The following is a 12,968-nucleotide window of genomic DNA, read 5'->3' on the forward strand; positions in this document are numbered from 1 at the left end:
CATCATAACCTTAATGCGGTTATCTGAAGTTCTGGCACTGGCGGCATCGTACCCTGTGTCTTTGCGTCTTCCCCACCAGTTAATCGTTACTTCTTCAGGCTCAGCATTATTCATTGACTGGAAGTACCAGTGACGTGCTTCAACATGTTTACCGGCAATATCCCATGAATTCAGATACCAAAAACGCAAGTGGTTGAGGTTAACAATACTCTCCAACGGCGTGTTTTGGTCGCCAATCCATAAGTCATATATCGCCGATGACTTATACCATTCTACTGCGACATCCTGGTCGGCTATCATATCGGAAATGTACCAACGCGTTCGTTCGCCCACCCAGTCGTTCTGGCCGTCGCCGTTTTCATCACCAAGATAGCTTTTGCCATTTTTTGACCAGAAGGGGTCTAGCAGTGCAATACGGTCGGGCATAACATTATCAGACAGAGTGCCCTCATTAATCCCATCATTAATCTGCTTGGCCACATAAACAGCTAATTGGTTCCCCAAAGAGTGGCCTGCAAATCTCAGGTTTTTGTTATTGTTAGCCAGTACTGCTGTGATTTGCTCAAAAGCGATTTCACCGACCGACTTGTTCGGTGCCTGTGACGTGCTGTAACTACCGTCATCTAGCCGATAACGCATACCTTTTGGGCCATTAGCACTCCACATTTTGGCTTCTGCATCTTTGACTTCAGCTTCATCGGCAAACTGGTTCCAGTAAAATACGCCAACGTTCCAACCCCTTTGCTTCCAGGATTTATGCGAGAGTGAGTTGCCATTGTTGGCGAAGGTAAAGTCTTCGCGGTCATAGCCATCTTGCGAAGAGCCATTCTGCCAGCCATGGAAATAAATAACCGTTGGCTTCGAGTCGTCATAGTAATTACTAATGGTTTCGTTAATCGTGCCATCAGCCTCAATTGCTTTGACCTGATTCTCTGCGCCATTTTGCACCCTAGCCCAGTGCAGGCCATAGTCTAGAAATTCCTCTCCAGCCGCTAATGCGATATCAGAACAGGCAAGCGTCAGGCCTAGTGTCATGACCTTGAGTGGATGAGTATTAAAGAAAGATTTAGGTTTCATAATTTCCCCGTTTTTATGTTTGTTTTGGGTACTTCTTATTGTTCCTTTAGTGCTACAACACACCACCTTCTTGTGGCGAAGGTACAGACTAAAAAACAATTACTTAGAAGGCTTTGGCAAAAATGGGCAAACTAGGTTGTTTAGGTTAAAAGGTATTTATTCGGGCTGGATATTCGAATTTTAGTGGAGTTGTTATTTACTCTGACTCGTTGACTTTCGCACGATCAACCTCGTGCTAACCCGCCTGCGAGCCGTGGAAGGCTCTGCCTACAGATTTGGAGACCACCGCCCCTTCGTTCAAAGCGTCTTCAGTAAATCTGACTGATAATCTTCGATGCTCACGCTCAAACCCAAGCTTTGTATTTTTTCTTCCAGTTCGCGTAAGTCAGTTTTTAGCTGATTGATAGTGAGCGTATTGTCATCCAGCTCATATACCTGAATAGAAGCTTTCAAGTGATAATATTTGATGATAAACGCTTGGTGATTGTTCTGTTCCAACGCTTGGTTTAAGGCTTTTGATTTTCGGTAAATTGCATTGAGCTCTTGTTTAAGCTGCCAGACATACCAAACTTCCGACATAAACGGCGTATTCCGGTTTCGGTATAAAGTATTTAGCACAAGCGCTACGGCAGACACTACACCCACCAGATTCAGAACGAAATTTGAACCTCCAGGTTCCCCAACTAAATGAATCAGTAGGGTTGATACGCTAAGCGCGATCGCCAATAAAGCAACAATGCTTCCAGCAATCACCCAGTTAAGGTGCTTTCGATAAGTTGTTTTATCAATATTCTGTAAATTCATATTCTTCTAACTAAAACCTCTAAATATTCAGTCTCAAGATAACAACAGAAACTTAAATAAAAATGGCGGCCAAAAAGGCTAATAATATAAGCGCTGTAACCGGTACAGAGATACCAGAAAAGTATTGTATTAACTTTGGCCCTTCCGTGACTTTCACAGCACTGAAGGCTTCTTCAGCATTTCTATATACCTCAGCTTTTAACTCAATGGGAGCACCTGTGATAATTTTTTCCCGAATCTCTTCAAGTTCTTCCAAACTCAAAAAATTCAAGTAAGGCTCGTTCTCACTATAACTCAGGATAATCGAGCGTATTTGATCACGATGAGAGTCTGGGGTACGAGAACAAGCGTTACAGACCTCAAAGGCTATAGCCTTATTCTCACCGCAATAAATACATATACTTATCATAATATCGTCATTGGCCTTGTGCTAAGAGAGTACTGCATGAAAGGAACAGCCAGCCTATCTTGGAAGATAAGCTAGCTTATTCTGGAATGCCTTAGCCTAATGCCCGAAGCTCTTCATAAGACCTTTAAGCTTGTCACCACCTTTCTCTTCAAGTTTCTCCATCAGCTTCTCTTTAGCTTTCGCTTTCAGTTTTTCCGTCTGCTTTGCTTTAGCTTCTTTGATAAGCTTATCAAGTATTTGTTTACCCATAGCCTGAGCAAGTTCCTTTGGAGGAAGGCCCGCACTTCCACCTACATTCGAGACAGCAAAGGTGGGGAGAGTTTCATCATACTTTTTCTGGCCAAGCGCACTCAGATCTAACGCTAGTTGCGTATCTTTGATAGTTAGCTTCTTGATCACGATGCGCACGTCGGAGTCTGCACCCGACTCTTCCTTAGTCTTGTCAGCACTGCCGCTTTTTCCTGAGTCAGCACTAGCCTGACTGGTAATCTGCTCAAGCAATACATTTAGATTACCTTTTCCTTGAGCATTCAATTCATACAGTGCCGAAAGTGAATCAACCAAGACTTCCCCAATGACAATCGGCATTTCAGTGATATTCTCTGTACCAATATCCAGGCGCACGATACCAAAACCAAGAGCTGACGTCGGGGTAAAGCCATTAGGGTTAGCGACAGAGAAATCGCTCAACTCACCAAAACCATCCATCAACCTGATATCAACACCCTCTACAACAACAGCGCTTTGTAAAGCCTTGCTGCCATGCGTTTCAACCTGCTCTTTAACGATGTCATTGAGTGAGCCGGCCAGGTAAGCAACACCTGCGACGGCGATTAGTATAATTATCAAAAGTGGTAATAGTATTTTCTTCATAAAGGTTACCTATGGCTGTTGTTGCTTATCTTTTAATTCGTTTTCGCGCTGATTGTGCCTTAATCTGGCCTTAATCACTAACTTCATTTTATGCATTCGATGACCACTGATGAATAATGCGATGGCTATCAAGCCTAGCACTCCGTGACCCGCCAGAGCCTGGCTTCCAAACTCCCGATACACGACATAGTCTTCGATTTGGCCGACAAAGCCAATCATTATGACAAAGCTCAAGAAAATTGCGATAAAGGTCGGTGCGCTGTGCGCACCGGCGGACTCCTTAAGCAGGCGCTTTTCGAGCCTGCCTTAATACTCCACTCGCTCTCCCCATGTTTTAATGATAGGAATCTCTCCCACCCAAACGGGAAGCACCAAGTCTTCAATGTCATCATTTGGGCCGCCCTGTCTTTGTTTCACTGCCCCTTCGTCGATGTCCATCCTGAGTAGTGATGTTGCCTGAAGTTCCTTTTCATTGGGTTGGCGAATTTGTTTCCAACGGCCGGTTTCGAGCTGTTCAACAAAGTGCTCATATGCGGCAAGCTGTTGCTGTTCATCTTCCACCAATTCAAAGTAGCCAAACAGTACAGCCGAACGATAGTTAGCACTGTGATGGAAGCCCGATTTCGCCATTACCCAGGCATTTAATTCAGCGAAGGATACACAGGCTTCGAGCCCACTCGTGAGTTGCTTAACCAGGCGACTGCCTCGACTACCATGGATATAAATCGCATTGTCGACACGCCAGCAAAGCATCGGGATAGACATAGGTTTACCTTCGGGCGCAAAGCAAATATGCGCCAGTTTTAGCTCATCAATCAAGGGGTATAAGTCGCTCTGTTGGTAACTGGCTCGTTTTGCTGCTCGCTTTATTTCAGAGCGCTGCGTTTTCTTTAAGGTCACCTCTATTCTCCTTTGTTATATAAAGATATTTCCTATCGCACTCGTATCTCTGTGCTTGACTCATGCTTAGTCTGAATCAATACTGGCCCCACATTAAGATCCAATAATTAATTTCTGGTGGTACCAATTTGAGCACTGAAGAATTTGACTCGTTACGTGACTTTTCTTTTTCTGGCACCGAGACACTGCAACATCAGCTGTATCAGGGGGTCAAGAACAGAATATTAGATGGACGATTAGTCTCAGGGAGGCGATTACCTTCTAGCCGTGCGCTGTCGAGTATTCTTAAGGTTAGCCGAAACACGGTTTCGGGCGCCTTCGAGCAACTGAAAGCTGAAGGCTACCTGCAAACGAAAAAAGGAGCGGGCCACTATATTGCGACCAATCTTCCTGATGATTATCTCAATGCTCAAACGAAGAACATCATGCGATTTGAGTCAAAACCAACCAAGATGCCGCTCTCTGATTCTGGAAAAGTCTTGCTCGGCGACAACAAGATCAGAGTCTATCGCAACACCAGTTTCGAAGCCGGTTTACCTGACCTCAAAGCTTTTCCCATCAAAAAATGGGGGCAAATATATCAACAACAAAGCCAGCGTATCGCCTTGCTTGGATATGATTCATTACAAGGTTCGTCCTACTTGAGAGAAGTGCTTGCCAGCTACTTAAAATCTTCACGAGGATTGGATTGCACACCCGAGCAAATCATCATCACGGTTGGCGCTCAACAAGCGGTCAATATCGCGATTCAAGTCATCTTGAATCACGGAGATGAAGTCTATTTGGAAAACCCGGGCTACATTGGAATGCGCGAAGCCTTTAAAGCACATCAGTGCAAAATTACCGGCATCCCGGTGGGTAAGAATGGCTTAGACCTACAAGCACTACCGAAGAAACCAAAGGGTAAAATCTTATGTGTCACACCGACTCATCAATATCCGATGGGCGGGATTATGCCTTTGGCAAATCGCTTAAACATCCTTCAATGGGCTGCTGAAAATGGAGTATGGATTCTGGAGGATGATTACGACAGTGAATATCACTATGAACACAAACCGATTGCCTCCATGCAAGGTTTGGGTTTACAGGATCAAGTTATCTACATCGGTTCATTTAGCAAGGTACTTTACCCTGCACTAAGGCTTGGCTACATGGTTGTCCCTGAGCAAGTCATTGCCCCATGTGTGAAGACGAAAAATAGAATCGCAGGGCAAACACCAATGGTTGAGCAGGAAACTGTCGCTGAGTTTATTGCAGAAGGGCACTTTATCAGGCACCTGAGAAAAATGAGAGGGCTCTATCACGAGAAATTCAAAACGATCATCGCGGCTTGCGAACAGCACCTGGAAAATCTCGCAAAGCCCGAGTGCACCGGCGCGGGCATGCACATAGTATTGATTTTTAATCCGCAACTTTGCCAGGCCGGGCTATCAGATATGAAGGTTGTTGAAGCGATGAGGGAGCATAACCTCTCTGCCAGCCCCTTATCCACTTATTACCTCGATCGAGCCGAGGAGCAAGGCCTTGTACTGGGTTTTGCTAATACGGAGCTAAGCCTGATTGATCCGCATATACAAACGCTTCGGAATGTCATGCTTTCATGCATGACTAGCACTTAATCAATACTGTAAGGTCAATCGAACTAAAACAAGCCCACACCTCTATCAATATACTCAACTCGGCGGCGAGGCGTACCATGAAATGATTGTTCCAGGTTGAATTCAACACTCCCAACCGGAACACTGAAGAATACTCCGCTCGGTGTCGAAACGCGTTGCTGACTAACAGGTTCAATCCATTCCATGGCCTTTTTCTGCATCGACAAAAAGAAACCGCCAGTAGGTAGAAAAGTGCCGTTCTTTTGTTTTTCCCCTACTTCCATGCTTTTAAACTGAGTCATCGGAAAACAGGTCGGAACTCCATGAAGGTTACAGTCAGTCGTGGCAAAATCTATATCACCAATAAACGGGATAGGCCCAAGCGTAAAATTTGAACCACTGGGCAAACCGATATGGGTCGCTCGGACAGGGTCTGGCTGACCACCGCTTTCATAATCTACCTCACCATCCACCACATTCGGTGCGGTAATCGGATGAGCCTGCCCTTCTACCGGTGTAAAAGGCAAGAGAGCCCCCGCTAAGGCAAACCACCAGGGGCGATTAGGGGCATCAATCAATGCGTAAGCATTATCCTTTATTTGAACGGGCAGTTGACCGGTAAAGCTCAAAATATCCCCAGAGAAAATACCACGCGCCTGATGAAAGCCAATACGCATACCCACTAGTTCATCGTCTTCTTTAGCGATTTCGATGTAAGGGTCATAAAACTCAAAAGGAATGATTTCGCCCGCTCTATAGTAGCGTCCATCCATCTTTCTACCACTGGTCTCGGCAATCGCGCCAAAGCTCATATTCTTAACCCAAAGATCTGCGCCCTGCTTTTCCAAGCCTGGTTCTGTTCCATCACACTCAAAACAAGCTTCGCCATTTTCCCAGCGAGGATATTCGCCTAATTTAAGCTCCTCAACGTTCAGCTGCGTCTTGAGTTCCATACCAATATTTACTCGGGTCATTTCTTTTCCAAGAACGGTTTCCTGGTCTAGGGTGACAAAAGCTTGGCCGGAAATCTCCGATAGCTCTTCATCCTGCAAGGGAGTCATATCGGAATAACAGTTTTCAACGAATAAAACCGTTTTCGCGTAAATACAACCTGCAATGAGTTTGCCCAATGTATGAATTTCATCTTTGATGCTGGAAAAGTAGGTACTCATACAAACATCCTTTTGCACATGTGTGTTTTTATTTTGTTTATTTTTCACACATGCTAACGATGAAAAGTACCTCCCTCAACGAGATATTCTTACCTTTGTGAATGCCTTCAAGTCAGCCCCCTCCAAAGGATGGTAAGGTAGCTGGATATTACTACTTAATCACTTCGCCAATCACACAAGCCAAGTCATAACCCGCGGTTCTCAGCTCATTTAAACAAGCGTTCGCTTGATCAGCAGGCACTCCAGCCAATAAACCTCCCGCAGTTTGGGGGTCAAATAAAATCTCTGCTTCTTTCGGCGTTTCCAAGGAAATAAAAGCACGCATCTTGGTATCGATTTGTTTGTTTTGCTCATGCAAGCTCGAGAATATACCCTTAGCCATCAGTGCTTCAGTACCGTCCAATACAGGTAAGGAAGCCAGATTCAAAGAAGCCTTTTGCTTTGACGCCTGAAGCATTTCCAGTAAGTGTCCAGCTAAGCCAAAGCCCGTGACATCGGTACAAGCTTTCGCCCTATGGTTGAAGAGGATATGACTCGCCTTTTGGTTAGACTGAAGCATCATTTCAATCGCCGATTTCACCCAAGGCCCCTTCGCCAAGCCTCGCATATCCCCTGCAAATAAAGCCCCTGTTCCCAGCGCTTTAGTTAGAATCAATTTATCACCTGGCTGAAGCCCAGCCTTGGTTAGAAGCTGGTTTTCATCGGTTAGACCATTAATGGTAAAGCCAAGGCTTAGTTCAGCACCTTCTGCAGTATGCCCCCCAACAATGGGCATCTCACACGCATCAAAAACCTTGCTCGCGCCAAGCATCAGATGAAGCAATTGCTGCTCAACTTTTTCTTCACTCGCAAAAGGTAAGGTCACTAAAGCTTGGGCGCTATGGGGCGTTGCTCCCATGGCAAAAATATCACCCAAGGCATGGTTCGCGGCAATCTGGCCAAAGAGGTAGTCATCATCGATGAAACGTCGAAAAGCATCGACAGACTGGACTAATAATTTATCGGCAGGAATGGCCAAAACGGCGGCATCATCCGGCTGGGACAGTGCTACCTTCGCCTTATCCTCATAACGTGTTGAAAGCTGGGCAATCACGCGATTTAAAATAGGCTGCCCCACTTTGGCACCGCAACCGCCACAACGCATACTCATCGGCTCAGCATCCACACTCGCATTTTCAGCGGGGATCATCGGCTTGGCAAGTTCACTAAAGCGGCGCATAAATTTACGGTCGATTGAATCTTTCCAGTGCCATACCCATGCGCCCGACATTGCCCAGTCACCTCTAGAGGCAATTGCAGCTTTGTCGCCAGTACTCACTAAACTCAGGAACTTGCTCTGAGGGACAAAGGCTTTTAATGGCTCACCACGTAGGGCTTTTTCAAGATTATCAGCCAAGGGTTTACCCTGGCGCACAGCAAATACACCGGCTTTAGGCCGTGGGTGATCCAGCACATCAGCAATATCACCCGAGGCAAAAACATTAGGATGAGAAACTGACTGCAAACAAGCATCCACTTCTATAAAGCCCCGCTCACTACAGGCTAAACCAGCGGCTTTCGGCCATTCAGGGGCTGACGCCGATATTGCCCAAATAATCTTGTCTAAGCTTAGTTCCCTCGGGTTTTCAGCGTCTCGCGCATCGACCAAGCACCCTTCTTCAACTTTAGACACGCGAAAATCATGATGAACCTGCACCCCACGTTTATCCAATACCTTTTGGTAGCGCTGCTGCACTTTGGCATTGTGGCTGGGCAGTATCGTGTCACTCCCCGAGACCACGTGAAAGCGAAGTTGCTCAAAGCTCGTCTTTCGGTATTTTAGCGCACACTTAAGTTTGTGCTGCATCGCTAGCGCAACTTCAACACCACTGGCACCACCGCCGACAATACCAATATCTACCGGCGAAGTGAGTTCCTTACTCAGTAGGGATTGCTGCAAGTCATGCCAGAGAGCGAGAAAGCGATCAACAGGTTTCACACCAACGCTAAACTCTTTAGTGCCTGGTATGTTTTTTAAGTCTGGAGAAGAGCCTATATCTATCGACAATACGTCGTACGAAAACGGCGGATGCTGCTGACAGAAGATGGTTTTCGCTTCAAGATCGAGGCCTGTCACGCTATCTTCAATAAAGCGCACCCCAAAACTTCGACACGCTGCGCCCAGGTCGATATGCACGTCTTCATGCTCGTAGTTCCCGGCAATCAAGCCAGGCAGCATACCTGAGTAAGGTGTGAGTACTGAATTGGAAATCAGGGTAATGCGCACACCAGGTAGGTGACGCTTGGCCAACATGCTCAGAGCAATAGCGTGGGCATGGCCACCACCGATTAACACCAAGTCTTGGCTAATGGGTGTATCAGTATTTGTCTCATTTTTTTTCACGTTTATTCCTAATCCAGCTCTTTAAGAGAGGCGGTAATCAATGGTAATCATTCGTTATCGCTCCCTCTTTAGTGCCCTAAACCTGTAGGCAGAGCCTTCCACGGCTCGCATGAAGGCTAGCACGAGGTTGATCGAGCGAGGGATAGAACCCTCTGCCTACAGTCATTGTTATTTGTTAAATATAAGCTTGAATGCCACTACTCCGCCAGTGCGCACGGCGCACCCTATAACGGGACTGTTCCTCTTACACTAACGCATATCCGGCAAGGCATTGAGCCGCAGCTTTCGCCTAATACCGCGTGATAAGGTATCGACAAGAATATTCAGCAATGCCGTCACTAAAATTAAAAACAAGGCGCGATCAAAGCGCAACTCTTCGAAGGCCGAGTCGACGTAAAAACCCAAGGTATGCACGCCGAGAATTCCCAGTATGGCACTCTCTCGTAGAATCACCTCCCAGCGGTAAAACAAAAAGGCCAAAAAGGGCCGATATAATCTGGGCGTGACTTCGTAGGAATATAGATTAATGCCTTTCGGGGCGTCTTGTCTTAGCTTAAGGTTGCGTGATGCGTTGCCAATCAAATGCGCGATAATCGCACCATTGTGCAAGCTCAAAGCCACGATCGCGGGCACCATCGAGGGACCCATCATAATCAGTAAAACAAACACCAACATCAGCTCAGGTATAGAGCGCAAAACGACTAACAAGAAGTGTGACAGATAACGGCTGCCTTTGTTCAAAAATAAGGGTGAAATAAAGGGGTACATGACTAAGGCTAAGATGCCACTGCCCACCAATGAAATCATGGTCAGTAATAAGGTATTCCAAACGCCTTCGGCCACCTGCTGCTGTATCAGAAAGCTAGCCCAGTCCCATGTCGCATACCAAGCCTCTAGCTGCCAAAGAGTTTCAGCCCCTTTTAAGGGTTCAGGCAGGATATCGTAGCTTAAAAAGCGCCATATCAGATCGGTCTGTGTACTCAGGTATAAATTCAATTGAGTCGATAACCACACCACCGCGACTAGCAATAGCAGCAATAAGCTACGACGATGACTCCAGAATCTTAAGCTGGCGATGACAAAAAAGAAGACATAGAGCACTGCCGCGGCCTGATCGTACTCGCCTTCACTGAAGAAGCTTTCGAGATGAAAGCCCAGCGTAGGCAAGCCGATAAAACCAAGTATCGCGCTGCTTCGAATACCGCACTCCAAACGATAACGCGTATACGACACGACTTGCGGCCAAGCCTGCGCCAAGCGCGCGTAAAGAAAAGCCGAAAACGAGCCTTGTGCCTGGTGGGTCAGGGCATCATTCGGCGCACGATCGCTTTCTTCCAAAATCTCGGCATAGACCTTGGCGAAGATGCCAGAAAAAGGAATGATAATCGCCAACAAGCCAGTCAGCGTCGACAAGCCAAAGAACTGCAAAAACAGCAAAGCCCAAAAAATTTCATGAATTGAACGGATAAAGGCACAGCCAATACGGACCAAACGATGCTGAAAACATTGCGCCAACAGCAAGCCGAATACAGAAGAGATCGCCACACCGACCAAGGCAAAAGCCAAGGTGTTCAGCAAGCTGACCAGCAATTCATACCAAGAGAAAAAAGACGGGCTGACAAAACCCTGAGCAATACGACCTAGCTCTCCCCAAGGGTCTGCTGTAATGATTTCAAGGTCGGCAAAACAAAGGCAAATAAGCGCCAGAAACAAAAAGCCGGAGCTGACTCGATTAAGCGTCCACATAGCTTAACGACAGAGCTTTAAGTCAGGATGCTTAGGCACCGGCGTATTATCATGTTCGCCGGTGGGCTGCTGGGTATCGAAATCGGAATAGATTTGACGAAGCTTATCTGAGTCCAGTTCGGCAACTTGGCAATCTATCGCTAACTCACCGCCTTTCAAGCCGATGATACGATCGCAGTATTTCACGGCCAGTTCGGTATTATGGAGTGCTAAAACAACGCTCTGGTGAGAAGAGATGATCTTAGCGATCAAGCGCTCGGCTTGTAGCTCATCCACCGCAGAAACCGGCTCGTCGCCGAGAAAAATATCCCGTTCCTGGATCAGCGTTCGAGCTAATGCTGCACGCTGTTGCTGACCGCCAGATAAGGTCTCGGCACGCGCTTTCAAGTGTTCTTGTAAACCTAAAGATTGTGCAAGCAAGGCTACCTTTTTTTGAACCGCCTTCTGAGGAAAAAACAAATTCAAAGCGTTATAGAGAAAATTGTGCTTATCCAACTGCCCCATATAAATGTTATGGAACAAAGATAAACTGGGGACCAAAGCCGGCGCCTGCTGACAGAAGGCAATATCATCGGGGCGCAGCTGGTATAGTGCTTTGAGTAAAGTACTTTTACCTGCACCACTCTTGCCAAGCAGTGCGACTTTTTCACCGGCCTTAATTTCTATCTCCAAGTCACGCAGCACGGTATTACCTTGCCACGCTAAATCCTGCTTGGAGAGATGAAATATGGTTTTTGTCGGTGCCCCCGTATCAAGCATATTAGTCAATCAAACCAATGCTTTTAGCGGTATCCAAAATTGCCTGATAATCTTCGTTCTTCGCTTCAATAAAGGCTTTACGAGGAAAACGCGCTAGCAAGTCAGGGTCTTTCATATTCAACAAGGCTTGTTTAATCTTTCCACCAAAACCTTCACCCCAATGCGCGTCCACATCACCGCGTATGCTCCACTGGTAATCCTGGTACTGAGGTGTTTCCCAAATAACCTGAACCTTTTTTGGATCAATCTTACCTGCGGCTAGCTCTTTTTCCCAAACCTTGTAGCTCAACACACCAATTTCGTAGGCACCTGAGTTAACCAAAGCGGCTGTGCGTGAGTGATTACCACTAAAACCTATACGTTTGAACAACGCATCAGGCGCATCATTAAGGTGTTGACGGATATAAAACTCAGGCATCAAGCGACCCGATGTTGAACCTTTTGAACCAAAGGTCAGTGTCTTGTTAGCAATACCTTTTGGGAATTCATCACTCTTTTTTAAACCTGTAGAATGATGCGCAATAAAGTAAGTCTTGAAGAAGCGGTCTTCATCTCCCTGTGCGATCGCTTGGGAGCCTGGCACTAATAAGCGCGCCTGCACACCCGACAAACCACCAAACCAGGCTAATTGAACCTGATCATTTCGAAATGCTGTCACTGCAGCCGCATAAGACTTAACCGGCACATAACGTACCTCAATGCCTAAGGCCTTCCCTAAGTACTCAGACACTGCACCAAAGCGCTGCTCAAGCTGGGTGCTGTCCTGATCAGGGATGGCGGTAAAGGTAAAATCTTTCGCCTGCGCGCTCACCGCTAGGCTAAACAATATGATCAAGGTACTGAATAATTTCATTTTGAGTAGTGCTCCAATAGTGCGTCTTTGCTTCCCCGCAATACAATTCTTTCAGCCTTCTTTGAGAGCTGATAATCGTACATTGGGTCGTAGTAATCTTTTAGTAAATGTTCGATCCACTCCCGGTGAAGGCCGTAAGCCTCATCAGATTCTGAAGCAGAAAATTGTTGTTTGATCGCTCGTGCCATCATTTGCTGTAGATGATTCTTTCGCTCGCTACCCAAGCGGCGTTCTATTCTCCCTAAACTCTCAAACAGATAGTTAGAGAAATTCTCAATGCCCTGCTCTTCACCGTCCCGGCTTAAGTAGGCTTCGGTCATATCAATCACATAGTCTTGAAGCACTACATCGATTCGTTCTTCCAAAGGCGTTTCTAAGACAATTAAAGGGCAAG

The 12,968-nt window shown here is 46.3% G+C and carries 12 protein-coding genes and 1 pseudogene; 1 reads left to right on the top strand and 12 read right to left on the bottom strand.

What is annotated here, in order from left to right; translation table 11 throughout:
- The 6 genes from A3766_RS13920 to A3766_RS13945 form a co-directional block, all read right to left on the bottom strand.
- Positions 1-1,077 (bottom strand): cell adhesion protein (locus A3766_RS13920; RefSeq protein WP_068642381.1); only part of this gene is annotated, 1,077 nt, incomplete at its 3' end.
- A 297-nt stretch (positions 1,078-1,374) separates the two neighbouring features.
- Positions 1,375-1,881 (bottom strand): DUF3087 family protein, encoded by a 507-nt coding sequence (locus tag A3766_RS13925; protein WP_068513612.1) that lies wholly within the window; start codon positions 1,879-1,881, stop codon positions 1,375-1,377.
- 52 nt (positions 1,882-1,933) lie between these two features.
- Positions 1,934-2,137, bottom strand: a complete 204-nt coding sequence (locus A3766_RS29665) for a hypothetical protein (protein ID WP_156490508.1) — start codon at positions 2,135-2,137, stop codon at positions 1,934-1,936.
- A 249-nt stretch (positions 2,138-2,386) separates the two neighbouring features.
- Complete coding sequence (locus A3766_RS13935) at positions 2,387-3,163, bottom strand: hypothetical protein (RefSeq protein WP_068513607.1); 777 nt, start codon at positions 3,161-3,163, stop codon at positions 2,387-2,389.
- A 9-nt stretch (positions 3,164-3,172) separates the two neighbouring features.
- Positions 3,173-3,397, bottom strand: a complete 225-nt coding sequence (locus A3766_RS13940; protein ID WP_156490509.1) for a hypothetical protein — start codon at positions 3,395-3,397, stop codon at positions 3,173-3,175.
- 72 nt (positions 3,398-3,469) lie between these two features.
- Positions 3,470-4,063, bottom strand: a complete 594-nt coding sequence (locus tag A3766_RS13945; protein WP_197469914.1) for a pyridoxamine 5'-phosphate oxidase family protein — start codon at positions 4,061-4,063, stop codon at positions 3,470-3,472.
- A 128-nt stretch (positions 4,064-4,191) separates the two neighbouring features.
- Between A3766_RS13945 and A3766_RS13950 the strand changes: the two genes are divergently transcribed.
- Positions 4,192-5,682, top strand: coding sequence for a PLP-dependent aminotransferase family protein (locus tag A3766_RS13950; RefSeq protein WP_068513601.1), 1,491 nt, complete (start codon positions 4,192-4,194; stop codon positions 5,680-5,682).
- A gap of 23 nt (positions 5,683-5,705) precedes the next feature.
- On the opposite strand, the gene A3766_RS13955 is transcribed toward A3766_RS13950, so the two are convergent.
- The 6 genes and pseudogenes from A3766_RS13955 to A3766_RS31135 form a co-directional block, all read right to left on the bottom strand.
- Positions 5,706-6,833, bottom strand: a complete 1,128-nt coding sequence (locus tag A3766_RS13955) for a hypothetical protein (protein ID WP_068513598.1) — start codon at positions 6,831-6,833, stop codon at positions 5,706-5,708.
- Between the two features lie 151 nt (positions 6,834-6,984).
- Entirely contained in the window at positions 6,985-9,216 is a 2,232-nt protein-coding gene (gene selD, locus A3766_RS13960) for a selenide, water dikinase SelD (protein ID WP_068553554.1), read from the bottom strand.
- A gap of 249 nt (positions 9,217-9,465) precedes the next feature.
- The gene (locus tag A3766_RS13965) at positions 9,466-10,962 is read right to left on the bottom strand and encodes an ABC transporter permease (protein WP_068513593.1); all 1,497 of its coding nucleotides are present in this window, start codon (positions 10,960-10,962) and stop codon (positions 9,466-9,468) included.
- A 3-nt stretch (positions 10,963-10,965) separates the two neighbouring features.
- Positions 10,966-11,721, bottom strand: a complete 756-nt coding sequence (locus A3766_RS13970; RefSeq protein ID WP_068513591.1) for an ATP-binding cassette domain-containing protein — start codon at positions 11,719-11,721, stop codon at positions 10,966-10,968.
- Between the two features lies 1 nt (position 11,722).
- Complete coding sequence (locus A3766_RS13975) at positions 11,723-12,574, bottom strand: putative selenate ABC transporter substrate-binding protein (RefSeq protein WP_068513588.1); 852 nt, start codon at positions 12,572-12,574, stop codon at positions 11,723-11,725.
- Positions 12,571-12,968 (bottom strand): annotated as a pseudogene (locus A3766_RS31135) (tRNA 2-selenouridine(34) synthase MnmH); the annotation flags it as partial. The pseudogene A3766_RS31135 and the gene A3766_RS13975, both read right to left, overlap by 4 nt.

It is taken from the genome of Oleiphilus sp. HI0132, assembly GCF_001635845.1.